Raw genomic sequence first — 24,484 nt, 5'->3', positions numbered from 1 at the left:
GGAATCAGTGCATTGCAAGGTGCGCCCCCTTGGGTAACGGCTTGAGCAAAAAGGCCAGCGGAATCGTGCAGACCACGATCACGCCGAAGATCCAGAACAGATCGCTATAGGTCATCACCAGGGCCTGCTGTTGCACCAGCCGCGCCAGCTGCGCAACCGAGCGAATGGCCGCCTCGCCGCCGGCGCTGCCCTGCATCTGCGCGGTCAGGCCGGAAAGAAAATCCTGCGCGCGCGAGGAATTGGCAGTGATCGCACTGCCGATGGTTTCGGTATGGAAGGTCATGCGGCGCTCCTGGAAGGTGGAGATCAGCGCAAGCCCCACCGAGCCGCCCAGGTTGCGGCCGGCATTGAACAGGCCGGACGCATCGCCGGCCAGTTCGGGCGGCACAGACGAAATGGCCGCCTGGTTCAACGACATCATCGCCAGCGCCAGGCCGCAACCCTGCAACAACTGGCCGGCGACAAAATGCATGCCGACGGTGTCGGCGGTCAACGACAGATTGGCAAAGCAGGCTGCGGCAAAACAGATCAGCCCGGCGATCACCAGGATGCGCACGTCCACCACCTCCAGCAGCTTGGGCATCATCGGCATCAGCAGCACGGTCGGCAGGCCCGACAGCAGCAGCACGTAGCCGGCCTGCTCGGTGTTGTAGCCGGAGATCACCGCCAGGAACTGCGGGATCATGTACATGACGCCGAACAGGATCATGCCCACCGCCATGATCATCACGAACACCGCGCCGAAACTGCGGTGCAGCAGCAGCGACAGGTGGATCACCGGCGGCCGTTTGCGGAACTGGCCCACGACCAGTGCAGCAAATCCGCTGAGCGCGATCACGCTGAGCGTGTTGATCTCGCTGGATTCGAACCAGCGCTCGCGCTGGCCCTCTTCCAGCACCACGGTGAGCCCGCCCAGGCCGGCGGTCAGGCCGTAGATACCCAGCCAGTCGGCATTGAGCAGGCCGGCCCAATCGCCTTTCTCATGCTTGAGGCCGAGCAGCAGCAAGGCCACCAGGCCAACGCAGATCGGCACGTTGATGAAAAACGCATAGTGCCAGCTGACGTTTTCGGTGAGCCAGCCGCCGAGCAGCGGGCCGATCACCGGGCCCATGATCACGGTCATGCCGAACAGGGCGGTGCCCATGGTCTGCTGACTGGGCGGCAGGCGCGTGGCGACGATGGTCAGCGCGGTGGGAATCAGCGCACCACCGGCCAGGCCCTGCCCCACGCGGCCGATGATCATCATCGTCAACGAGGTCGACAGCCCGCACACCACCGAAAACGCGGTGAACATCACCGCGCAGATCAGCAGGAAGTTGCGCAGGCCCAGCGTGCGCACGAACCAGCCGGTCAGCGGGATCATGATGATCTCGGCCACCAGATACGCGGTGGAGATCCAGGTGCCTTCGGTGCCGCTGGCGCCGACCTCGCCCTGGATGGTGGGCAGCGCCGCATTGACGATGGAGATGTCCAGCGTCGCCATGAACGAGCCGATGGTGCCAGCCAGCACCGCCAGCCAGGCGCCCGGCTCGGCCTTCTCGCGTTGCGCGCTGCCGCCGGCACGCGGGCCGGTGGCCGCCGCTGCACTCACTGCGCGCGCTCCTGCGCCTGCACGCGATCGGATTCCTCCTCGGCCCGTTGCTTGGCGTCCTTGGCCGAGCGCGTGTCCACGGTGACCTCGACCGACATGCCCGGCACCAGCACCTTGCGCGCCTCCTCGCCGGCCAGCACGCGGATGCGCACCGGCACGCGCTGCACCACCTTGGTGAAGTTGCCAGTGGCATTTTCCGGCGGCAGCAGTGCGAACTGCGAGCCGGTCCCCGGCGACAGGCTCTCGACCTTGCCGTGCAGCGTGACGCCCGACAAGGCATCGACCTCGATTTCGGCCGGCTGGCCAGGACGCATCAGGCCGACCTGGGTTTCCTTGAAATTGGCGATCAGGTACAGCGATTCCTGCGGCACGATGGTCATGGTGCGGGTACCCGCCCCGAGGAACTGGCCGACCTGCACGGTCTTGTCGCCGACGCGGCCGTGGATGCGGCTGGTCAGCAAGGTGTCTTCCACCGCCACGCGGGCCTGGTCGGCGTCGGCAGTGGCCTGCTTGACGCCGGCCTGGGCCTGTTCCAGTTGCGCGTTACTGGCCAGGATCTGGCTTTGCGCACCCTTGGCCTGCGCCTGCGCGGCCTGGTACTGCGCGCGTGCGCGTTGCAGTTCGTGCTGCAGGCTTTCCTGGTGTTCGTGGGTGTCCGCGCCAGAGGCGGCCAACGGCGCGAAGCGCTTCACTTCGGCCTGGGCAAACGTCAGGCTCGCCGCTGCCGAGCTCACCTGGCTACGTGCCTGCACCAGCGCCGACTCCTGTGCGGAGACATTAGCGGTGGCAGCGGCGATATCGGCCTGGCGCGCGGCGATTGCGGCTTCGGCCTGCTGCAGCGTGGCCTGATAGGTACGGTCGTCGATCTGCAGCAGCGGCTGGCCGGCCTCCACGATCTGGTTGTCGCTCACCATCACCTTGGTCACGTAGCCGCTGACCCGCGGCGCCACGGCGACCGAATCGGCCTGCAGGTAGGCGTTGTTGGTGTCCTGCATGTAGCGGCCCTTGATCAGGTAATAGGCCAGCCAGATCACCAGCAGCACCACCACCAGCACCCCGACCACGATCAGCGTCCACTTGACCTTGGGATTCTTCAACGGCGAGGGCTTGGGTGGCTCCTGCTCGTTGTGCGCGCCGCTGCCTTGCGCATCCGTGCCCGAAGGCTGGCCGTCGTTGGACTGCTGGTCGTGATTGCTCAAGGTGGGGTGTCCTGTGTCGTGGGCGAGGCGCGCGCGACGACGGGGCCGCATCAGCGGTTCGGCGAAGGCGGCGCAACCATACAATTATTTGAACCGCCCGGTACAGATTGCGTGATGACCGCAGTCAGCGTCCGCTCGGACTTCCGGACAAACGCCGGCGGACGCTCCTACAGGAATAAAACAGCGATGGCGGCTGTCAGCGCCCGGTCTTGATCTCGGTCCACAGCCGCGTATACAGCCGGTCCACCTCGGGCGGATTGATCGCATAGGTGAACATCCGGGCGGTCACCTCCGGCGGCGGGTAGATGGTGGGGTCGTTGCGGATCGCCGCGTCCACCAGCGGCGTGGCGGTGCGCACCGGGTTGGCGTAGTGGATGAAGTTGCTGTTGGCCGCGGCCACTTCCGGCTTCAACAGATAATTGATGAAGGCGTAGGCGTTGTCCGGGTGCTTGGCGTCCTTGGGAATGGCCAGCATGTCGAACCACTGCGGCGCGCCTTCCTTGGGGATTGCGTAGGCCACCTTGATGCCGTTGCCGGCTTCCACCGCGCGGTCGCGCGCCTGGATGATGTCGCCCGACCAGCCCACCGCCAGGCAGGTGTTGCCGTTGGCCAGCGAGGTCACGTACTGGCTGGAATGAAAGTTCTGCACATACGGGCGGATCGTCTTGATCAGCGCGGCGGCCTTTTCGATGTCGGCCGGTGCGCTGCTGTGCGGATCCAGGCCCAGGTAGTTGAGCGCGATCGGAATCAGGTCCGAGGGCGTGTCCAGCAGGGTCACGCCGCAGTCCTTCAATCTGGACAGGTTTTCCGGCTTGAACACCAGATCCCAGCTGTTGGCGACCTCGGTGCTGCCGAAGATCGCCTTGAGCTTGTCCACGTTGTAGCCGATGCCGGTGGTGCCGATCATGTACGGCACGCCATAGGCATTGCCCGGATCCTGCGTGGCGATGCGCCGCATGATGTCCGGGTCCAGATTGGCCAGATTGGGGATCTTGCCCTTGTCCAGCGGCAGGAACACGCCGGCCTGGATCTGCCTGCCGAAGAAGTTCAGCGTTGGCACCACCACGTCATAGTCGCTGCCACCGGCGAGCAGCTTGGTTTCCACCATCTCGTCGCTGTCGAACACGTCGTAGGTGACCTTGATGCCGGTGCTCTTTTCGAACGCGGGAATGGTGTCTTCGGCGATGTAGTCCGAATAGTTGTAGACATTGAGCACCTTGGCCTGCGCCTCGGCGTCGCCGGGCGCATTGCGGCCACCGCAGGCGGCCAGCAAGGTGGTGGACAGCGTCAGGGCGAGCAGTCGCAGCGTCATGCGGGTCTCCAGGGCAGCGCGATCAGGGCGGGCCGGTGTACGGCCGGTCGGAGGTCCAGCCTACCCATGGTGTTTGTGTTTGCACAGCGTGGCGTGGCGCAATTCCCGCGTGCGCTGCGGCAGGCGGGCACGGCCGATGCCGGAATCGCACCGGCCCGCCGCCCTTTGCACATGCGCGCGAGACCTTCAGCCTCGGGAGCTGCGCCGGCAGGGCTTACGCCGCGCCGACGCCCAGCGCCTGCGCGGTATCGTCCAGCGCCGCCCAGGCCTTGTCGAACAGTTCGTCGACCTGTTCGCGGGTGATGATCAACGGCGGCGACAGCAGCATGGCGTCATGGGTGGCACGCAGGATCAGCCCGCGCCGCAGCGCGAAATCGCGGCACAGGGCGCCAACCCGTCCGCGCTCGGGAAAGTAGACGCCGCGCCGGCGTTTGTCCGGCACCAATTCCAGTGCCCCGACCAGCCCGGCGATACGCGCCTCCCCCACCAGCCGGTGTTCGCCCAGCTCGGCCCAGCGCTGCGCCAGATTCGGCGCGATGTGGGTGCGCGCGCGTTCCACGATGCCCTCGTCCTGCAGCAGGCGCAGGTTCTCCAGTGCCACCGCCGCGCAGACCGGATGCCCCGCATAGGTGCCGCCATGCGCCAACTCGCCGCCCTGCGCCTTGAGCACACCGGCCACGCGATCGTTGAACATTGCCGCTGCCAACGGGATGTAGCCGGAGGTGATGCCCTTGGCCAGCGTCATCACGTCGGGCTGGAAGCCGTAATACTCCGCACCGAACCAGGCACCGGTACGCCCGAACCCGCAGATTACCTCGTCGGCTACCAGCAGCACGTCGTAGCGCCGGCAGATGCGTTCGATTTCCGGCCAGTAACTGCGCGGCGGGATGTACACCCCGATCGCGCCCATGATCGGTTCGCCGATGAACGCCGCCACCTGCTCCGGCCCGAGCTGCAGAATCCGGTCTTCCAGCCGACGTGCCGCCAGCAGTCCGTAGGCCTCGGGGTCCATGTCGCCGCCATCGCCGAAGTGATACGGCGGCGCGATGTGGTGGATATCCGGGATCGGCAAGCCGCCCTGCCTGTGCATGCCTTTCATGCCACCCAGGCTGGCACCGGCCATGGTGGTGCCGTGGTAACCGTCGTGACGGCCGATGAAGATGCGTTTTGCCGGCTGCCCCTGTACCGCCCAGAAATGCCGCACCAAGCGCAGGATGGTGTCGTTGGCCTCCGACCCGGAGTTGGCGAAGAACGCGTGGTTCAGATCGCCCGGCGCCAGCTCCGCCAGCTTGGCGGCCAGATGGATGGTGGGCTCGGTGGTGCACTGGAAGAAGCTGTTGTAGTAGGCCAGCTGTTCCATCTGCCGCGCTGCGGCCTGCGCCAGCTCGGTGCGCCCGTAGCCTACATTCACGCACCACAGGCCGCCGAACGCATCCAGCAGCTTGTTGCCCTGCGCGTCCCAGACATACACGCCCTCGCCGCGGGTCAGGATGCGCGTGCCCTGCTCGGCCAATGCCGCGTTGTCGTTGAACGGATGCAGGTGATGGGCGGCATCGAGTTGCTGCAGGGTTTTCAACGCGGTGGGGTGCACGGCTTGCTCCGGAAGGTGGCTCACGCCAGTGGCGCGAATGCAGTGGCGTTATAAAAAGCAGCTGGCGCAGAACGCGTCGGACGCCAGCAGTGCACGTGGGTTCGAGCCATTGCCAGACAACCTCCCCTCATCCGCCCTTCGGGCACTTTCTCCCGGTGGGAGAAGGGAACGGTGTGGCACGCTGCGCGACGCGCATACGCCTTACACATTCAACAACAGGAACTCGCGCTCCCACGAACTGATCACCCGGAAGAAGGTCTCGTATTCCTTCCGTTTCACCGAGATATAGGCGCGCACGAAGCGCTGCCCCAGCATGTCCTGCAAGGCCTCGCAGCCCTCCAGTCCGTCCAGTGCCTCGCCCAGCGAGCGTGGCAGATCGTAGCCCTGCTCCTTACCGTTGCTGCTGATCGGCGCGGTCGGCTCGAGCTTCTCGCGGATGCCGAGCAACCCGCAGGCCAGGGTCGCCGCCATTGCCAGATACGGGTTGGCGTCGGAGCCGGCAAAGCGGCTTTCCACCCGCATGTTCTGTGGTGCATCGATCGGCACGCGCAGCCCGCAGGTGCGATTGTCGAAGCCCCATAGCACATTGCTCGGCGAGACCTCGCCGAACATCAGCCGCCGGTAGGAATTGACGTTGGGCGCCAGCAGCCCCATCGCCATCGGAATGTACTTCTGCAGGCCACCCAGATAATGCGCGAAGGTGTCGCTGAAGCCGCCCTCGCGTTTGCCGCTGAACACGTTCTTGCCGGTGCCGGCATGCAGCAGGCTCTGGTGGATGTGCATCGCACTGCCCGGCTCGGTCTCCATCGGCTTGGCCAGGAACGTCGCATAGACGCCATGCCGCAGCGCGGCCTCGCGCATGGTGCGCTTGAACAGAAACACCTGGTCCGCGCGCGAGAGCGCATCGGCATGGGTGAAGTTGACCTCCAGCTGCGCGGCGCCGGATTCGTGGATCAGCGTATCCACGTCCAGCTCCATCGCATCGCAGTAGTCGTACATCAGGTCCAGGATCGGGTCGAACTCGTTGACCGCATCGATCGAATACGACTGCCGCGCCGTCTCCGGACGCCCCGAGCGCCCTGCCGGTGGCAGCAACGGGAAATCCGGATCGGTGTTCTTCTGCACCAGGAAGAATTCCAGCTCCGGCGCCACCACCGGTTGCAGCCTGGCTTCGGCATACGCCTCCAGCACGCGCCGCAGCACATTGCGCGGGGCAAGCTCATGCGGCTGCCCATCCTTGGTGTAGCAGTCGTGGATGACCTGCGCGGTGGGGTCGGCTGCCCACGGCACCATGCGCACGGTGGACGCATCCGGACGCAGATGCATGTCCGAATCCGATGGCGAGGTCAGCGCGTAATAGTCGTCCGGGAAATCGCCGGTGACGGTGGTGGCGAAGATGCCTTCCGGCAGGCGGGTGCCGTAGTCGTGCGAGAACTTGTCGGCCGGAATGATCTTGCCGCGTGCGTTGCCGGTGATGTCCGGCACCAGGCACTCGACCTCGGTGATGTGGCGCTCCTTGAGCCAGCGGCGCAGCGCGCTCTCGGGCTGCTTGGGCGTGGATGTGCGCGAACGTGTGCGGATGGACATGCAACCTCACTGACCGCGTCGGGCGGCATATTGGCGACAGGCCTCGCCGAAGGCCTGGAAGATGGCACGGTAGAACGGATGCTGTGTGACACGCCACTCCGGGTGCCACTGCACCGCCAGCAGGAAGCCCGGCCCGGGGCCGCGAAAGGCTTCGATCAGGCCATCCGGCGCGGTCGCCTCGATCAGCAGGCCGTCGGCCAGCCGCGCAATGCCCTGCCCGTGCAGCGAGTTCACCGCCACCTGCGCGCTGTCGCTGATGCCGGCCAGCAGGCCGCCGGCCTGCAGCTGCACCGGATGCGCCGGGCCGTACTGCGTGTCCAGCGGCGCGGCGCGGTCCTCGCGGTGATCGGCCAGACCGGGCACGTCATGCACGCGCTGATGCAGGCGCCCGCCCAGCGCCACGTTGACCTCCTGCAGCCCGCGGCAGATCGCCAGCACCGGCAGGCCGCGCGCAAGTGCCTGCGGAATCAGCCCGAGGCTGGTGGCATCGCGCGCCGGGTCGTGCGGATTGCCCTCCCAGCTCGGCTCGTCGCTGTAGTGATGCGGCTCCACATTGCTCACCGCGCCGGTCAGCAACAGGCCATCCAGGCGATCCAGCCAGACGCCCGCATCCAGCGCCGGCTGCAGGCTCGGCAACAGCACCGGCATTGCGCCGGCCGCGTCCACTACCGCTCGGATGTATTTTTCGCCGGTGGCCAGGAACGGATGCGGCCCTTGCTGGATGCGATCGGTCGGCAACCCGACCAGGGGAACGACAGCCATGGGGATATCCCGGTTGTACGCGGCAGGGAAACGGGTGCGCTCACCGTCAGGCAGGCGCTGGCAACGTGCAGGCCACTGGGTGGCGCGCGTTTGCAATCGTGCGCGGCATTGCATGCGTTCGATCGCAACGCAACGTCAGCGTGTCTTCGCCACGGGTTGAGGGTATGTCGTGGATGCCTGCGAACTTACCGCGCAGCCAGCGGCATTGCCAGGGTCGGCACGCGCACGATTGCGAAAGATCACGTGCGCTTTGCTAGTCTGGGCAGCGACCCTGCAGGTGGTGCCCATGGTTTCCGAGAACTCCGTCGCGTGCTTGCCCGCCACCGATGCCGCCACGCTGGCGCGGATCGATGGCTGCGAGGCGGTCGACCTGCTGTTGCCCGACACCAATGGCGTGCTGCGTGGCAAACGCGTGACAGCCGAGGTCCTGGGCAAGATCTATCGCGACGGGGTGTGCCTGCCGATGTCGCTGATCGCCACCGACATCACCGGCAATACCGTCGAAGAAACCGGGCTGGGCTATGCCATCGGCGATGCCGATCGCATCTGCCGGCCAATTGCAGGCTCGCTGCGCCCGGTGCCGTGGGCACCGCGGCCGATGGCACAGCTGCTGCTCGCGATGCATCAGCCGGACGGCAGCGTGTTCGAGGTCGCGCCGCGTGCGGTCCTGCAGCGCGTGCTACACGGCTTTGCCGCGCTCGGCCTGACACCGGTGATTGCGGTGGAACTGGAGTTCTACCTGTTCGATGCGGTGCCCGATGCACAGGGGCGTCCGCAAACACCGCGCGACCCGCAGACCGGCGCGCGCAGCGACAGTACCCAGGTGTATTCGCTGCAGGACCTGGACGACCAGCGCACGTTCACCGACGCGGTCACCGCCGCCTGCCGGCAGCAAGGCATCCCGGCCGACACCGCCGTGGCCGAGTACGCGCCCGGCCAGTTCGAAATCAACCTGCAGCATCGTGCCGATGCGGTGCCCGCCTGCGACGAGGCACTCCTGCTCAAGCGCACCATCAAGGCGATTGCGCAGCAGCAGGGCAAGCTCGCAAGCTTCATGGCCAAGCCGTTTCCCGGCCAGGCCGGCAGCGGCCTCCACCTGCACGTGAGCCTGCTCGATGCCGACGGGCACAACGTGTTTGCCGGCAACGTCGATGTGCCCGCCGACCGCCTGCGCCATGCCATCGCCGGCCTGCAGCGGCATGCCGATGCCTCGCTGCTGATGTTCGCGCCGCACGCCAACAGTTACCGCAGGTTCGTCAGCAACGCCTTCGTGCCACTGGATGCAAGCTGGGGCTTCAACAACCGCACCGTGGCGCTGCGCATCCCGCACAGCGATGCACGCAACACCCGCATCGAACACCGCATCGCCGGCGCCGATGCCAACCCGTACCTGGCCGCCGCCGCCGTGCTTGCCGCCATGCTGGACGGCCTGCAACACCCCGGCGAGCCCACCGCGCCAGTCACCGGCAATGCCTATGCGCAATCGGTGTTCCGGCCGCGCACCTGGCAGGGCGCAGTGGATGCATTCGGCGCCAGCGACTTCGTCGGCGCGCAGTTCGGCAGCCAGTTCCAGCATGTATTCGGCCAGCAGAAACAGCGCGAGCTGCTCGACTACCAGGCGCTGGTGCCGGATCTGGACTACGCCCGGTATCTGCGAATCGTCTGATGGACGGCCCGGGTACGCCCCTGCCGCCTGCCGATCCGCCGGGCAATGGCTATCCCGACAGCTGGTACGCGCGCAGCACGCCGGCCTTGCCGGAGCAACCGCGCCTGCAGGGCGCCGCACGTGCCGATGCCTGCATCCTCGGCGCCGGCTACACCGGCCTCACCGCCGCGCTCGCCCTGGCCGAGGCCGGCTACTCCGTCATCGTGCTCGAAGCCAGGCGCATCGGCTGGGGCGCCTCCGGGCGCAACGGCGGCCAGGCCATCGTCGGCTACGGCTGCGAGCAGGACACGCTGGAAGCGCTGGTCGGCGATGCCGACGCGCGGCTGCTGTTCGACTTCTCGCGCGACGGCATGCGCCTGCTGCGCGCGCGCATTGCGCGTCATGCCATCGCGTGCGACTGGCGCGACGGTCACGCCCATGTGCCGCTGAAACCGCGCCAGGTGCAGGCCCTGCAGCACGGCATCGTGCGGATGGCCGAGCGCTATGACTACCCGCTGGAATGGTGGGACCGCGCGCGTACCCGGCAGGTGCTGGACAGCCCGCTCTACCTGGGCGCGATGTTCGACCCGGCCAGCGGCCATCTGCATCCGCTGGCCTATGCACTGGGCCTGGCACGCGCAGCGCTGGCGGCTGGCGTGCGCATCCACGAGGCCTCGGCGGTGTCCCGCCTGGAACATGGCGCGCGCGTGACGATGCAGACCGACCAGGGCAGCGTCAGCGCCGACTTCGGGGTGATCGCCGGAAACGCCCTGCTGCAGGGCATTTCCACAACGCTGGAACGCCACATCATGCCGGTCGGCACCTATGTCGGCGCGACGCCGCCGCTGGGCGCAGCCCGCGCGCGCGCGCTGATCGCCAACGACATGGCGGTCGCCGACACCAACTGGGCACTGGATTATTACCGGCTCAGCGCCGACCACCGGCTGCTGTTCGGCGGACGCGCCAGCTACTCATCGCGCCCGCCCCCCGGGCTGGATCGGTTGATGACCCGGCGCATGCACACGGTCTTTCCGCAACTGCACGACGTGCCGCTGGAAACGCTGTGGGGCGGTTACGTGGACATCTCGCGCAATCGCGCCCCGCACTGGGGACGGCTGGGGTCCAACGTGTATTTCGCCCAGGGATTCTCCGGGCATGGCGTCGCCGCCACCGGGCTGGCCGGCCAGGTCATCGCCGAGGCCATCGCCGGCCAGAGCCAACGGCTGGACGTGTTCGCGCGCATTCCGCATCGGCCCTTCCCCGGTGGGCGCCTGCTGCGTACCCCGCTGCTGGTGGCCGCGATGAGCTGGTACCGGCTGCGCGATGCATTGTGGTGAGAGGGGCGCGGTCTTGGGCACTTTGAGACGCGGCGCTCAAGTTTTGGCGAACCGGGCCGTTAGCCGGTAGGACGGTTCGATCCGCACGGCCAGCCGATGTCCCCAGGTACCCTACATCGCAATAGCGAAAGCGCAGTCCTGCCGCAACGCGTGTTGCTGGTGGAGAACTCGCGCACCTTCACCAGCATGCTGCGCGAAGCCATCGAGCAACGTGTGGAACTGCCGGTCACGGTCGTGTCGACCCTGGCGGAAGCGGCCCGCGTACTGGACGAAGAAGATGGTTGGTTTCTGGTTCTGACCGGTCTGGTGCTGGTGGACGGCGACCGCGACAAGGTCGTGGAATTTTTCCTTTCGCGCAAACTGCCCACCGTGGTGGTCAGCGGCGTCTATGACGAGGACCTGCGCCAGCGCGTGCTGCAGCAGCAGATCATCGATTACGTGCTCAAGAACGCGCCCGGCAGCATCGAGTATCTGGCCTGGCTGGTGCAGCGCCTGGAACGCAACCGCCGCATCGCGGCGCTGGTGGTGGACGATTCCCTGTCCGCACGGACCTATGCGGCCGCGTTGTTGTCCATGTACGGCTACCGCGTGGTGCTGGCGGCCGACGGTGCGGCCGGCCTGCAGGCGATCGAGCGCGATCCCGGTATCCGCCTGACCATCGTCGACCAGGAAATGCCCGGTATGGAAGGGGTGGAATTCACCCGCCGGCTGCGCGCGATCCGTTCGCGCGACAAGGTCGCGGTGATCGGCATCTCTGGCAACAGCGATTCGTCGCTGATCCCGCGCTTCCTGAAAAATGGCGCCAACGACTTCCTGCGCAAGCCGTTTTCGCGCGAAGAATTCTTCTGCCGCGTATCGCAGAATGTGGACCAGCTGGAACTGATCGGCACGCTGCAGGACCTGGCCACCCGCGACTTCCTCACCGGCCTGCCCAACCGGCGCTATTTCCTGGAACAGAGCCAGCGGGTGATCCCTACCCTGCTGTCGCAGGAGCAGACGGTCACCGCGGCGATGCTGGATATCGACCACTTCAAGCACATCAACGACACCTGGGGCCACGAAGCCGGCGACCAGGCGCTGCGGGCGGTGGCCGCATCGGTCTCCAGCCATGCGCGGCCGCAGGATCTGGTGGCACGTTTCGGCGGCGAGGAATTCTGCCTGCTGGTGCCGGGGCTGGATGCCGCCAACGCCACCAGTTACTTCGAAACCCTGCGCGAGCGCATCAGCGCGCTGCGCGTGCGGATCGGCAATGAAACCCTCAGCATGACGGTGAGCATCGGCGTGTGCATCGCCACCGAAGACGGCCAGTCGCTGCACCACCTGCTGGGCGAAGCGGACAAATACCTGTACCTGGCCAAGGCCGGCGGTCGCAACCAGGTGCGCCTAGCCAGCTGAGCCGCGTCGGCTCCGCCGCCGCGCTGGCTAGGTTGAAATCGCCGATGCCGAACGACGCCGCATCGCACGTGCGGCCATCAACGCCACCAGGCTCAGTACCGCAGCGCCGCCCAGATACTGCCCCACCGCCTGCACGCCAAAGCGCGCGGCCAGTTGCGTGGCCACGTACGGCGCCGGCGCCGCACCGAGAATGCTGGCCAGGTTGAACGACAGCGAGGCACCGGTGTAGCGCACCTCGGTGGGATACAGCTCGGCCAGCAACGTGCCGCAGGGGCCGTAGGTCAGGCCCATGAAGAAGAACCCCAGTGCCAGGAATGCGAGCACCTGCAACGGGTGATTGGCCTGGAACAGCGGCGCGAACGCCAACCCGAACGCAATGATTGCAACACTGGCCAGCATCATCGCCAGCGGCGCACCATGCCGGTCGCCAAACCTTGCCGAGAGCGGGATGCCGATCGCGAAAAATACGATGCCGGCCATCTGCAACAACAGGAATTGCTCCTTGTCGTAGCCCAGGGTCTTGGTGCCGTAACCCAGCGCGAATACCGTCATCAGATAGAACAGCACGAAGGTGGCGAACGCGCCCAGCGTGCCGATGATCAGTGCCGACCAGTGCTGCGAGATCACCGTGCCCAAGGGCAGGCGCACACGGGTCTTGCGGTCCAGGGCCTTCTGGAAATCCGGCGTCTCGGTGATGCTCAGGCGTACCCACAAACCGGTCAGCACCAACAGCGCGCTGGCCAGGAACGGCACCCGCCAGCCCCATTGCATGAACTGCGCATCGTCGAGCACCGCGCCCATGCCGAGAAAGGTGCCGGTGGACAGCAGAAAGCCCAGTGGCGCACCCAACTGCGGAAACATGCCGTACCACACGCGCTTGCCCGGCGGTGCATTTTCGGTGGCAAGCAGCACGGCCCCGCCCCACTCACCGCCCAGACCCAGGCCCTGGCCGAAGCGACACAAGGCCAGCAGCGCTGGTGCGAACACGCCGATCTGGGCGTAGCTGGGCAGCAAGCCGATCGCCACGGTGGACAGGCCCATCGTCAGCAGCGCCGCCACCAGGGTGGCCTTGCGCCCGATCCGGTCACCGAAGTGGCCGAACACCGCCGAGCCCACCGGCCGCGCGACGAAGGCCACTGCAAACGTCGCCAGCGACTGCAGCATCGCCGCGCTGCCATCGCCCGCCGGAAAGAACAGCGTCGGGAACACCAGCACCGCGGCGGTGGCGTAGATATAGAAATCGAAAAACTCGATCGTGGTGCCGATCAGGCTGGCGAACAGCACGCGCGCAGGCGAATTGATGGGAGCAGCGAGCGGCGCGGCAGCAGTCATCGTTGATCGGCTTCCAGACAAGACAGGACAGCCGATTCTGGCAGATTGCAGCAAGGGTTTGCGCAGGTCCACCGGTGGGTAAAAAGTTACAGACGTGACCTCCGGCCCAGGTGGGCCATGTCAGCCTCAGTTCTGGCAGTGACCGACAGAGCGCGGCGCGTTCTCTTCACCGAGGATTGATCGCGCCGAAAATGCGTCGGTTGCAGAGCGGCGGGTCTGCGACTTGGCTGTAGAGCTCTTGTCTGCTCGCCACAGCAGGACACGCCGCAAGTCCGCTCTGGGTATATCGCTAACTCCCGAAATTCCGCTTATTTTAGGGTGGTCGTCAGACAATGCGGATAGATCACTGACAGAGCGGTTGGTCAGCTATTTGGCTGCAAGGCCCTTGCCGGCCCACCATCGCGGGACACGCCGCAAGTACGTCCATGTAGGCTCCGGCGCGGCATCCATGCCGCTCAGGGTCCCGCGACGGTGGGCCGGCAAGGACCAGTCGAGATGGTCGGTACGTCACGTAGAGCAGTGCTGGGTGCGCCTTGTTCGATCGTGAAGCATCGCCTCCACGTCTGATGCGCACCGCGCGACAGACAGCTCTTCAAATGAGCGCCGACCAACGGTCTGGTGCGGTGCCCTCACCGATTGCGGGACCGTGTGTCGGCATGGATGCCGCCACACACGGTCCCCAGGGACGGGTTCACAGCGTGTCCCGCACGCGGTGGGCCCGTCCTGGGGCTCGACGCTGCGAGTGTGCTGCAGGGCCCTTGCCCGCCCACCATCGCAGGACACGCCGCAAGTACGTCCGTGTAGGCTCTTACGCGGCATCCATGCCGCGTAAGGTCCCGCGACGGTGAGCGGACAAGGACCTGTCGAGACACTCGGTGTGTTTGGCTGCAAGCAAAGCACGGCCTGCGTTGTTCGGATCAGGTTGCGTCTGATCAAGCTTTCCGTGCAGGTGAAGAGGCTTCAGTCTCCCGCCTTCCTCAGCCGGGAACTGACAGCAAGTTGCTCAGTCGCCGTGCGGCGCTTGTGCGATTGCACGCTGCGCATGCGCAGCGCGCCCGGCATCCGTCAGCACCGCGAATTGGCGCTCGCCGCGGTTTTCCACCTGGATCCAGCCCGGACCGGGGTGACCGTCCAGGCTGGCGCTGCCCAACCAGGCCAGGGTGCGCAGCAGGACGCTCATGCGCACGCCCAGCTGCTTGCACAACCGGGCCAGCGACACGCCCTCCGGCGTGTCGGCCAACGCAACAAGCAACTGCGCGGTGAGCTGTGGATCAGCGGACAAGCACCGCTCCGATGTCGCGCGGCGCCGCATCGGCGGTTTCGGCGCGGTGCGGCAGCACGATCACCGGAATCGACTTGGAGGTGGGCGTACGCGCTTCGTCGGCGAAGCTGGACAGCGGCACCAATGCGTTGGTTTCCGGGTAGTACGCTGCCAGGCAGCCGCGCGGGATGTTGTAGTCCACCAGCAGGAAGCGGCGTGCCTCACGATGCACACCGTCCTCGCACAGGCTCTCCAGGTCCACCCAATCGCCGGCCTTCATGTTCAATGCCGCGATGTCCGCACCATTGATGAAAAGCACGCGGCGCTCGCCGAACACGCCGCGGTAGCGGTCGTCCAGCCCATAGATGGTGGTGTTGTATTGATCGTGCGAGCGCGTGGTGGCCAGCGTAAACACCATCTGCCCGGTGTGGCTGCGACGCGCACGATGAATCGGGTTGTCGGTCGGCACCGCGTGTGGCTTGAACACCGCGCGCTTCTCCGGCGTCACCCACTGGCGATCACGCGCGGTGTTGGACAGACGGAAACCGCCCGGCACGCGCACGCGCTGGTTGAAGTCGGCAAAATCCGGGAAGACCTGTGCGATCAGATCGCGTACGCGGTCGTAGTCGCCCACCAGCCAGCGCCAGCGGATCGCGCTGCGCGCGCCCAGCGTTGCCTCGGCCAGGCGTGCCACGATCGCCGGCTCGGACAGCAGGTCCGGCGAGGCCGGTGGGTTGATGCCGGCCGACAGGTGCACCATGCTCATCGAATCCTCCACCGTCACGCCTTGCGGGCCGGCGTCCTGGATGTCGATTTCGGTACGGCCCAGGCATGGCAGGATCAGCGCATCGCGGCCATGCACCAGATGGCTGCGATTGAGCTTGGTGGTCACATGCACGGTGAGTTCGCAGTTGCGCAGCGCGCGGTGCGTGGCGTCGGTATCCGGCGTGGCCGCGGCAAAGTTGCCGCCCATCGCGAAGAACACCTTGCCGCGCCCGTCCAGCATCGCTTCGATCGCACCAACGGTGTCGAACCCGTCTTCGCGCGGCGGCGCAAACCCGAACAGCGTCTGCAGCTTGTCCAGGAAGGCGGCCGGCGGTTTCTCGTAGATCATCATCGTGCGGTCGCCCTGCACGTTGCTGTGCCCGCGCACCGGGCACACGCCCGCGCCTGGCCGGCCCAGATGGCCGCGCAGCAGCAGCAGGTTGGTGATCATGTGGATGGTGGCCACCGAATGCTTGTGCTGGGTGATGCCCATGCCCCAGCAGGCAATCACGCGCTCGGCATTGAGATAGAGCTCGCCGGCCTTGCGCAGCGCGGCCTCGTCCAGCCCGGACTCTTCGATGATGGTGTCCCAGGATTCGCCATGCACCTCAGCAGCGAAGGCCTCGAAATTGGCGGTGTGGGCGTGGATGAATTCCAGATCCAGCAAACGCGGCGTGCCATCGCGCTGGGCCTGCGCGTCGCGCTCCAGCACATGCTTGATGATGCCCTTGACCGCGGCCAGGTCGCCGCCGATCTTGAGCTGGAAATAATCCGAGGCGATGCGGGTGGAGCCGTTGTGCAGCATCTCCAGCTTGTCCTGCGGGTCGGCGAACTTTTCCAGCCCGCGCTCGCGCAACGGATTGAATGCCGCGATCGCCGCGCCGCGCTTGGAGGCCTGGCGCAACTCGCCGAGCATGCGCGGGTGATTGGTGCCCGGGTTCTGGCCGAAGATGAAGATCGCATCGGCCAGTTCGAAGTCGTGCAGCGATACGGTGCCCTTGCCCACGCCGATCTGCGAACGCAGCGCAGTGCCGGACGGCTCGTGGCACATGTTCGAGCAGTCCGGGAAGTTGTTGGTGCCGAACTCGCGCACGAACAACTGATACAGGAAGGCCGCCTCGTTGCTGGTGCGCCCGGAGGTGTAGAAGATCGCCTCGTCCGGCGATGCCAGCCCGTTGAGGTGCCCGGCAATCTGCGCAAACGCCGCGTCCCAGCTTACCGGCACGTAGTGATCGGTGGCGGCGTCGTAACGCATCGGCTGGGTCAGCCGGCCCTGCCCTTCCAGCCAGTAGTCGCTGTACTGCGACAACAGGCTGACGCTGTGCGAGGCAAACAGCTCCGGCCCGGCGCGGCGCGCGGTGGATTCGGCGGCAACGGCCTTGGCGCCGTTCTCGCAGAACTCGAAGGTGGAGGTGTGGTCGCGGTCGGGCCAGGCACAGCCGGGGCAGTCGAAACCGTCCGGCTGGTTGGCATGCAGCAGCGTCTTGGCGCCCTGCACCGCGATGTCCTGCTCCATCAGGTGCTTTGCCACCGAGCGCAGTGCGCCCCAGCCGCCAGCGGGATTGTCGTATTGCTGGATGGTCTTCTTGCTCATGCGGGCTCTCCCACGGCGACGCCCAATTCCAGGCGCTGCGGATGGCTGTAAACGACACAATCGTGATTGCGGGCAAACCCGATCAGGGTCAGTCCCGCACTGTCGGCTAGGCTGATCGCCAGCGCGGTCGGCGCCGAAATCGCTGCGAGCAGCGGGATCCGGGCCTGCGCGGCTTTCATGGCCATTTCGTAACTGGCGCGGCTGGTCACCACCGCAAACCCGTGCGATGCATCCACGCGCGCGCGCGCCAGGGCACCGATCAACTTGTCGAGCGCGTTATGCCGGCCGACATCCTCGCGCACGTAACGCACCACCCCCTGCGCATCGGCCCAGCCGGCGGCATGCACCGCGCCGGTCTGTGCGGCGATCGGCTGCTGCGCATGCAGCGCATCCAGTGCCCGCGCCAGGGTCTGCACATCGATCTGCAGCGCGGACTGCAGCACCGGCGGCACACGCAGTACCGCTTCGATCGATTCGTTGCCGCATACCCCGCAACCGCTGCGCCCGTCCAGGTTGCGCCGCCGCTGGTCCAGCGCGGCGGCACGCCCGGGCGGAATCTCGATCTGCAGCGAGGCGCCCTCCAGGAACGTCTCCACCGCCGTCACCCGCAGGTCCTGCGGGTGCTCGACGATGCCTTCGCTCAGCGAGAACCCGAGTGCGAAATCCTCCAGGTCCTCCGGCGTGGCCATCATCACCGCGAACGGCACGCCGTTGTAGTGGAAGGCAACCGGCATTTCCGCCGCCACCATGTCCTGCACCGTGGCGTTGCGGCCGCCGCGGTGGCGGACGACCGTGCGCACCACACTGCCGGCGCGCACGGAACGGGAAGACGAAGTGGTCATCTCATCTCAATGAAACAGCACGAAGGCTTTCTGCAGCGTGACCCAGATGCCCCAGCACATCGGCACGCCGACGGCCAGCCAGGCCAGCGCGACCAGCGCGGGATTGCCGCCGTGCCCGATGCGCGCCATCTGATCCGGCGGCAGGATCGCCTTGCCGCTGCGGTCCACCTTCTCGTGCGCCAGCTGCTTCTCGCGCGCCAGTTCGTCGGGCGTCATGAAGTGACGCGCGGCCACCGGACGCACCAACAGGTTGCAGATCAGACCGAGCACCAACATGCCGGCCAGGATGTACATGGTGGTGTTGTAGACCTGTGACGGCGGGCTGCCGTGGGCCAGCTGGTACTCACGCATGTAGCCGACGACCACCGGGCCGAGAATGCCGGCGGTGGCCCAGGCGGTCAGCAGGCGGCCGTGGATGGCGCCCACCATCTGGGTGCCGAACAGGTCGGCCAGATATGCCGGGATGGTGGCAAAACCGCCGCCGTACATCGACAGGATGATGCAGAAGATGCCCACGAACAGCGCGATGCCGCCCACGCTGCCGGCCGACGGTGCCGCCGCATACAGGCAGATGCCCAGCACGAAGAACAGCGTGTAGGTGTTCTTGCGGCCGAGCTTGTCGGACATGCTGGCCCAGAAGAAGCGGCCGCCGATGTTGAACAGGCTGAGCAGGCCGGTGAAGCCGGCCGCGATGGCCGCGATGCTGGCCAGCTGCGCCGTATCCAGGCTGCCGAAGCCGGCATCCACCCCGATCAGGCGGCCGCCGAACACTTCCTGCAGCATCGGCGAGGACATGCCGATCACGCCGATACCGGCCGACACGTTCAGGCACAGCACGCCCCACAGCAGCCAGAACTGCGGAATGCCCCAGACCTTGCTCACGTGCACATGGTTGGCGGTGATCATGGCGTTGTTGCTGGCCACAGGGGCGGTCCAGCCGGCCGGGGTCCAGCCGCTCGGCGGCACGCGGTAACCGAACGCGCCGGCCATCATGAAGACGAAGTACAGCGCCGCCATCACCAGGAAGGTTTCCATCACGCCCACCGAGGTCGGCGTGGCGAAGTGGCGCATCAGCGCATCGGCCAGGGGGCTGCCGATCATCGCGCCGCCACCGAAGCCCATGATCGCCATGCCGGTCGCCATGCCGCGGCGGTCCGGGAACCATTTGATCAAGGTCGACACCGGCGAGATGTAGCCCAGGCCCAGACCGATGCCGCCGATCACGCCCGAGCCCAGCCACAGCATCCAGATCTGGTGGAAGTGGATGCCGGCCGCCGATATCACCAGCCCGCCGCACCAGCACAGCGCCGAGACCACACCGGCCTTGCGCGGGCCGGCACGTTCCAGCCAGCCGCCCCAGACCGCCGCCGAGCAGCCCAGCAGCACGAAGAACAACGTGTACATCCACTGCAGTTCGCTGATCTTCCAGTCACAGGTGGTGGCGACCATGCGCGCGAACAGGCCCATGTCGGCCGGACACGCGATCGCTTCGGTGATGCCCAGCGCCTTGGACAGCGGCAGCCAGAACACGCTGAAGCCGTAGGCCATGCCGATACACAGATGGATCGCCAGTGCTGCCGGCGGTACCAACCAACGATTGAACCCAGGACGCGCGACGATGCGCTCCTTGGACAGCAGGCCGGCGTCTGCGCCGTTGGCGCTCGCCACGGTGGACCCTTGTGTCATTCCCGTTCCCCTAAAAAGTACGATGAAGTGTCCGGAGCGCCTGACACAACGCCTGCACGCAGGCGGTGTCAGTGGCCGCGAAAACGATTGATGGCTGCGATCGATTGACGTGTTGCGATAAGGGCAGCGGCGACTACCAGGCCCAACTGGCACTCGTCTGGCGCATCATCGGCGATCGTTGAATCTTTGCAATGCTTCGGCGCGCCCCGCAGCCGCTCAAACACCCGTCCCGGCCCGCGCCACAAGGCGTTCCCAGAGCTTAGCGGCAGACGCTGCGACTAATTGACTAGTCCGTGCGGATCGATGCATGCGGGTCCGGAAATCGTGGTCGCCGTCGCGCTCTGCGGGGTGACGGCCGACGCGCGGTGGCCGTAGAGTCGGACGCTCCCCAGCGACGGAGCCCGCCATGCACGACCACCCTCCGCGCGACGACGCGCATGCGTTGCAGGCAGCGGCGCAGCTGGACGCGTTCTGGATGCCGTTCACCGCCAACCGCCAGTTCAAGGCGCGCCCGCGCCTGCTGGCCTCCGCTGCCGGCATGTACTACCGCGATGTCGATGGGCGCCAGATCCTGGACGGCACTGCCGGGCTGTGGTGCTGCAATGCCGGCCATGCACGCGAGCGCATCGTGGCGGCGATTCGCGCACAGGCCGGCACGCTAGATTTCGCACCGACTTTCCAGATGGGCTCACCGCTGCCGTTCGTACTGGCACAGCGGCTGGCCGCGATCGCCCCGCCCGGCCTGGGCCATGTGTTCTTCACCAACTCCGGCTCGGAGGCGGTCGACAGCGCGATGAAGATCGTGCTCGCCTACCACCGCCTGCGCGGCGAGGGCCAGCGCACCCGCTTCATCGGCCGCGAGAAGGCCTACCACGGGGTCGGCTTCGGCGGTATGTCGATCGGTGGGCTGCCCAACAACCGCAAATGGTTCGGCCCCCTGCTGGCCGGCACCGACCATCTGCGGCACACGCTGGATCTGCAACGCAATGCCTACACGCGCGGGCTGCCGGCGCACGGCGCCGAACTGGCCGACGATCTGGAACGCCTGATCACCCTGCATGACGCGTCGACCATTGCGGCGGTCTTCGTCGAACCGGTGTCCGGCTCGGCCGGGGTGATCCTGCCGCCGGAAGGCTATCTGCAGCGGCTGCGCGCCATCTGCGACCGCCACGGCATCGTGCTGGTGTTCGACGAGGTCATCACCGGCTTCGGCCGGGTCGGCGAGGCGTTCGCGGCGCAACGCTTCGGCGTCACCCCGGACCTGATCACCGCCGCCAAGGGGCTGACCAGCGGCAGCGTGCCGATGGGCGCGGTGCTGGTGGCCGATGCGATCTTTGACGCCTTCATGCACGGCCCGCAGAACGCGATCGAGCTCTTCCACGGCTACACCTATTCCGGCCATCCGCTGGCCTGCGCCGCGGCGATCGCCACGCTGGACACCTACGCCGAGGAGAACCTGTTCGACCGCGCGATCACGCTGGGCCGGCAATGGGAAGATGCGCTGCACGGCCTGCGCGGGCTGCCGCACGTCATCGACATCCGCAACATCGGCCTGATCGGCGCGGTCGAGCTGGCCCCGCGCGACGGCGCGCCGGGCGCACGCGGCTACGAAGTCTTCGAGCGCTGCTTCCATGACGGCGGCCTGCTGGTGCGCGTCACCGGCGATGTCGTCGCGCTGTCGCCGCCGCTGATCGTCACCCCCGAGCAGATCGGGCAGATGGTCGAAACGCTGGGGAAGATCCTGCGCAGCACTGCCTGACGGCGACGGCACAGGCGCCCGCGTGTACCGTCCGCGCGTAGCCCGGTCAAGCGCGCAAAGCCGGAGCAGGCTCACTACAATGCCGGCCCCGCACTTCCCCGCAGTTGCCGCATGAACATCGTTGTCAAAGAAGAACTCAAGGCCTACATCGACCCGCTGACGCCCGACGAGCACGAGGCGCTGGAGCGCAGCCTGCTGGCCGAGGGCTGCCGCGATGCACTGGTGCTGTGGGGCGAGGTGCTGGTGGATGGCCACAACCGCTACGGCATCTGCCAGAAGCACGGCCTGCCGTTCCAGACTGTGCAGAACCCGCGCTTCCAGTCGATGCAGGACGTGCACCTGTGGATGATCGAGCAGCACCTGGGCCGGCGCAGCGTGTCGGACTTCCAGCGTGGCGTGCTGGCGCTGCGCAAGCGCGAGATCCTGGCCGCGCGCCAGCGCAGCCAGCGCGATGCCGACGCCGCGGCGGAAGCGACGGTGGTCACCGACGATGACCAGCCCGCCGCCGGCATCGACCACGGCACCGTCCAGGCCGCCGCCGGCAGCGACAGCCCGCCGTGGGAAGAGACCTCCACCCCGGTCAGCCGCGCCGAGCTGGCGCGCGAGGCCCGCCTGAGCAACAACCAGGTGGTGATGATCGAGCGCATCCACAAACAGGCCGCCCCGGAAGTGGTGCAGGCGGTCAAGGCCGGCGAGATTTCCATCAGCGCCGCCGCTGCCGTGGCCACCCTGTCCGAGGACGAGCAACGCGCCGCCGCGCAGGCCGGCAAGGCCGAGCTCAAACAGGCGGCCAAGCGCGTGCGCGACGCCAAGCGCAAACCCAGGCCCGACGAGGCCGAAGGCGGCGAAGCCGAACGCCGCGATGTGAAAGCCCTGCAACGCCGCGTGACCGAACTGGAAAACGAAAACGCCGCGCTGCAGGCCAAGGTGACCGCGCTGCAATCACAGCTGGAGCGCCTGCGCGGCTGAGTACCCGATAGTGCATCACCGTAGGAGCGCACCCGGGCGCGACCGGGCTGTCCCGGTAACGCCATCGCGCTCAGGCGCGCTCCTACAAAACGATCTGACGCTGCGCGAATGGCGACCACGATCGCTGCAACCACCCGTAGGAGCGCACCCGGGCGCGACGCGGCTTTCCCGGTAACCCCATCGCGCTCAGGCGCGCTCCTACAAAACGATCGGCTGCTGCGCGAATGGCGAACGCGATCGCTGCAACCACCCGTAGGAGCGCACCCGGGCGCGACACGGCTTTCCCGGCAACGCCATCGCGCTCAGGCGCGCTCCTACAAAACGATCTGACGCTGCGCGAATGGCGAACGCGATCGCTGCAACCACCCGTAGGAGCGCACCCGGGCGCGACACGGCTTTCCCGGTAACGCCATCGCGCTCAGGCGCGCTCCTACCGAACCGATGACGCGCGCCGTGGACATGCCCTGCTCCGGCGACTGGGTACACTTCGGACATGGAACCCAGTCTCAGCACTCCCCGTCCCGTCGATCCCCGTCGTGCCCAGCTGCAGCGCATGAAGCTGTTGGCGGTGGCCCTGCTGCTGGCCATGTTCGCCGGCTTCGTCGTCAGCCACCTGATGGGCGAACAAGGCGTCTGGGCCTGGGTCTCGGCCTTCTGCGAAGCGGCCACGGTCGGCGCATTGGCCGACTGGTTCGCGGTGGTGGCCTTGTTCCGCCGCCCGATGGGCCTGCCGATCCCGCATACCGCCATCCTGCCGCGCGGCAAGGACCGTCTGGCAGATGGCCTGGCGGTGTTCGTGCGCGACCAGTTCCTCGCCCCGGATGCGTTGATGGACAAACTGCGCGTGTTCGACCCGGCCAGCCGCCTCGGCGAATGGCTGGCCAAACCCGAGCAGGCGCGCATGCTCGCGCAGATGGCGCGCAGCTGGATGCTGCAGGCGTTGGAGCTGCTGGACGAGGCTGCGGTGCGCCGCGCGATCCAGCGCTTCGTGGTCGACCGTCTGCGCAAGTGGAATGCCGCCGCCACCGTCGGCGATATCATGGCGCTGCTCACCACCGATGGCCGGCACCAGAAATTGCTGGACGAGGTGCTGCTGCGCCTGGGCGAGTGGCTGGACCAGGAGCAGGTCAAGACGCGCGCCTCGGCGTTGATCGTGCGCTACGCGCGGCGCGAGTGGCCCAAGCTGGTCGGCACGGTGAACTGGGTCAAGCCGATCGAAGAGATCGGCGACAGCCTGGCCGACCGCATGGCGCGTGCGGCGATCGAGGAGTTGCAGGACATCCTCAAGACGCCCGAGCATCCAATCAGGCTCGACTATGAAGCGTGGCTGCAACGCTACATCGCGCGCCTGCGCGACGAGCCGGCAATGGCCGAGCGCGTGGAAGAGCTCAAGCAGCGCGCGATCGAGCATCCGGCCCTGCAGGACTACGTGCAAGGGCTGTGGGGCGAGATCCGCGATGCGCTGCGCAACGACCTGGCGCGAGAGGAATCATCGATGGCCGCGCACATGGAGCGTTCCATGCAATCGCTCGGCCAGGCGTTGTCGCAGGATCCCTCGCTGCGTGAAGCGCTCAACCAGCACATGTTGCAGGCGGCCGACAAACTCACCACGCGCTTGCGCGCATCGGTGACCGAGCATATTGCGTCGACGGTGAAAAGTTGGGACGAACGTCACCTCGTCGAACAATTGGAATTGGGTGTCGGACGCGATCTGCAATACATTCGGTTCAATGGAACGCTGGTGGGCGGACTGATCGGTCTTGCCCTTCACGCATTATCGATCTGGCTGGCGTTCTGATGCATTGGCAATGACGTTGATCGCCCACCGGAAGCACGTGCAGACACGGGGAAGACCGC

General features: G+C 66.8%; 17 protein-coding genes. 6 read left to right on the top strand and 11 right to left on the bottom strand.

Features of this window, described 5'->3' with window-relative positions; genetic code table 11:
• Window positions 1-4: 4 nt before the first annotated feature.
• From EO139_RS14355 to EO139_RS14330, 6 genes are all read right to left on the bottom strand, one after another.
• Window positions 5-1,591 (bottom strand): MDR family MFS transporter, encoded by a 1,587-nt coding sequence (locus EO139_RS14355; RefSeq protein WP_104582146.1) that lies wholly within the window; start codon window positions 1,589-1,591, stop codon window positions 5-7.
• Window positions 1,588-2,790 carry an HlyD family secretion protein gene (locus EO139_RS14350; RefSeq protein ID WP_047125197.1) on the bottom strand — a complete coding sequence of 401 codons (1,203 nt, stop codon included), beginning with the start codon at window positions 2,788-2,790 and terminating at the stop codon, window positions 1,588-1,590. The genes EO139_RS14355 and EO139_RS14350 overlap by 4 nt, the downstream gene beginning before the upstream one ends.
• A gap of 196 nt (window positions 2,791-2,986) precedes the next feature.
• Window positions 2,987-4,102, bottom strand: coding sequence for a polyamine ABC transporter substrate-binding protein (locus EO139_RS14345; RefSeq protein ID WP_115677435.1), 1,116 nt, complete (start codon window positions 4,100-4,102; stop codon window positions 2,987-2,989).
• A 214-nt stretch (window positions 4,103-4,316) separates the two neighbouring features.
• On the bottom strand, window positions 4,317-5,693 hold the full coding sequence (locus tag EO139_RS14340) for an aspartate aminotransferase family protein (RefSeq protein WP_126971268.1): 1,377 nt from the start codon (window positions 5,691-5,693) through the stop codon (window positions 4,317-4,319).
• A 201-nt stretch (window positions 5,694-5,894) separates the two neighbouring features.
• Window positions 5,895-7,280: a glutamine synthetase family protein gene (locus EO139_RS14335; RefSeq protein ID WP_104582144.1), complete on the bottom strand. Its 1,386-nt coding sequence runs from the start codon at window positions 7,278-7,280 to the stop codon at window positions 5,895-5,897.
• Window positions 7,281-7,286: 6 nt separating this feature from the next.
• Window positions 7,287-8,042, bottom strand: a complete 756-nt coding sequence (locus tag EO139_RS14330; RefSeq protein WP_126971169.1) for a gamma-glutamyl-gamma-aminobutyrate hydrolase family protein — start codon at window positions 8,040-8,042, stop codon at window positions 7,287-7,289.
• A 286-nt stretch (window positions 8,043-8,328) separates the two neighbouring features.
• Between EO139_RS14330 and EO139_RS14325 the strand changes: the two genes are divergently transcribed.
• From EO139_RS14325 to EO139_RS14315, 3 genes are all read left to right on the top strand, one after another.
• The gene (locus EO139_RS14325) at window positions 8,329-9,708 is read left to right on the top strand and encodes a glutamine synthetase family protein (RefSeq protein WP_126971167.1); all 1,380 of its coding nucleotides are present in this window, start codon (window positions 8,329-8,331) and stop codon (window positions 9,706-9,708) included.
• Entirely contained in the window at window positions 9,708-11,024 is a 1,317-nt protein-coding gene (locus EO139_RS14320; protein ID WP_126971165.1) for an FAD-binding oxidoreductase, read from the top strand. Before EO139_RS14325 ends, EO139_RS14320 begins: the two co-directional genes overlap by 1 nt.
• Window positions 11,025-11,120: 96 nt before the next feature.
• Entirely contained in the window at window positions 11,121-12,419 is a 1,299-nt protein-coding gene (locus EO139_RS14315) for a diguanylate cyclase (protein ID WP_047125193.1), read from the top strand.
• Between the two features lie 27 nt (window positions 12,420-12,446).
• Here the strand turns inward: EO139_RS14315 and EO139_RS14310 are convergent, their stop codons facing one another.
• The 5 genes from EO139_RS14310 to EO139_RS14285 form a co-directional block, all read right to left on the bottom strand.
• A complete protein-coding gene (locus tag EO139_RS14310; protein ID WP_126971163.1) occupies window positions 12,447-13,751 on the bottom strand; it encodes an MFS transporter in 1,305 nt (434 codons plus the stop codon).
• Window positions 13,752-14,754: 1,003 nt separating this feature from the next.
• Window positions 14,755-15,033, bottom strand: a complete 279-nt coding sequence (locus tag EO139_RS14300) for a hypothetical protein (protein ID WP_164739858.1) — start codon at window positions 15,031-15,033, stop codon at window positions 14,755-14,757.
• Entirely contained in the window at window positions 15,023-17,371 is a 2,349-nt protein-coding gene (locus EO139_RS14295; RefSeq protein ID WP_104582138.1) for an FdhF/YdeP family oxidoreductase, read from the bottom strand. Before EO139_RS14295 ends, EO139_RS14300 begins: the two co-directional genes overlap by 11 nt.
• Window positions 17,368-18,213 carry a formate dehydrogenase accessory sulfurtransferase FdhD gene (gene fdhD / locus EO139_RS14290; protein ID WP_126971161.1) on the bottom strand — a complete coding sequence of 282 codons (846 nt, stop codon included), beginning with the start codon at window positions 18,211-18,213 and terminating at the stop codon, window positions 17,368-17,370. Before fdhD ends, EO139_RS14295 begins: the two co-directional genes overlap by 4 nt.
• A gap of 6 nt (window positions 18,214-18,219) precedes the next feature.
• Window positions 18,220-19,899: an OFA family MFS transporter gene (locus tag EO139_RS14285; protein WP_126971159.1), complete on the bottom strand. Its 1,680-nt coding sequence runs from the start codon at window positions 19,897-19,899 to the stop codon at window positions 18,220-18,222.
• Window positions 19,900-20,305: 406 nt separating this feature from the next.
• Here EO139_RS14285 and EO139_RS14280 point away from each other — a divergent pair, with 406 nt between their 5' ends.
• The 3 genes from EO139_RS14280 (at window position 20,306) to EO139_RS14270 (ending at window position 24,425) form a co-directional block, all read left to right on the top strand.
• Window positions 20,306-21,658, top strand: coding sequence for an aspartate aminotransferase family protein (locus tag EO139_RS14280; RefSeq protein ID WP_126971157.1), 1,353 nt, complete (start codon window positions 20,306-20,308; stop codon window positions 21,656-21,658).
• 111 nt (window positions 21,659-21,769) lie between these two features.
• Window positions 21,770-22,627 carry a plasmid replication/partition related protein gene (locus EO139_RS14275; RefSeq protein WP_126971155.1) on the top strand — a complete coding sequence of 286 codons (858 nt, stop codon included), beginning with the start codon at window positions 21,770-21,772 and terminating at the stop codon, window positions 22,625-22,627.
• Window positions 22,628-23,120: 493 nt separating this feature from the next.
• Window positions 23,121-24,425: a DUF445 family protein gene (locus EO139_RS14270; RefSeq protein ID WP_104647914.1), complete on the top strand. Its 1,305-nt coding sequence runs from the start codon at window positions 23,121-23,123 to the stop codon at window positions 24,423-24,425.
• Window positions 24,426-24,484: the final 59 nt, after the last annotated feature.

It is taken from the genome of Xanthomonas sp. BRIP62411 (assembly GCF_003993525.1).
Classification (GTDB): Bacteria; Pseudomonadota; Gammaproteobacteria; order Xanthomonadales; family Xanthomonadaceae; genus Xanthomonas; species Xanthomonas euroxanthea.
This window is presented reverse-complemented; position numbering and strand designations above follow the sequence as displayed.

Bases quoted from the DNA above. Each gene is read 5' to 3' on its own strand.
- EO139_RS14345 (WP_115677435.1), bottom strand. From the start codon at position 4,102: ATGACGCTGCGACTGCTCGCCCTGACGCTGTCCACCACCTTGCTGGCC.
- EO139_RS14335 (WP_104582144.1), bottom strand. From the start codon at position 7,280: ATGTCCATCCGCACACGTTCGCGCACATCCACGCCCAAGCAGCCCGAG.
- EO139_RS14330 (WP_126971169.1), bottom strand. From the start codon at position 8,042: ATGGCTGTCGTTCCCCTGGTCGGGTTGCCGACCGATCGCATCCAGCAA.
- EO139_RS14325 (WP_126971167.1), top strand. From the start codon at position 8,329: ATGGTTTCCGAGAACTCCGTCGCGTGCTTGCCCGCCACCGATGCCGCC.
- EO139_RS14320 (WP_126971165.1), top strand. From the start codon at position 9,708: ATGGACGGCCCGGGTACGCCCCTGCCGCCTGCCGATCCGCCGGGCAAT.
- EO139_RS14315 (WP_047125193.1), top strand. From the start codon at position 11,121: ATGTCCCCAGGTACCCTACATCGCAATAGCGAAAGCGCAGTCCTGCCG.
- EO139_RS14310 (WP_126971163.1), bottom strand. From the start codon at position 13,751: ATGACTGCTGCCGCGCCGCTCGCTGCTCCCATCAATTCGCCTGCGCGC.
- EO139_RS14295 (WP_104582138.1), bottom strand. From the start codon at position 17,371: ATGAGCAAGAAGACCATCCAGCAATACGACAATCCCGCTGGCGGCTGG.
- fdhD (WP_126971161.1), bottom strand. From the start codon at position 18,213: ATGACCACTTCGTCTTCCCGTTCCGTGCGCGCCGGCAGTGTGGTGCGC.
- EO139_RS14285 (WP_126971159.1), bottom strand. From the start codon at position 19,899: ATGACACAAGGGTCCACCGTGGCGAGCGCCAACGGCGCAGACGCCGGC.
- EO139_RS14280 (WP_126971157.1), top strand. From the start codon at position 20,306: ATGCACGACCACCCTCCGCGCGACGACGCGCATGCGTTGCAGGCAGCG.
- EO139_RS14275 (WP_126971155.1), top strand. From the start codon at position 21,770: ATGAACATCGTTGTCAAAGAAGAACTCAAGGCCTACATCGACCCGCTG.
- EO139_RS14270 (WP_104647914.1), top strand. From the start codon at position 23,121: ATGGAACCCAGTCTCAGCACTCCCCGTCCCGTCGATCCCCGTCGTGCC.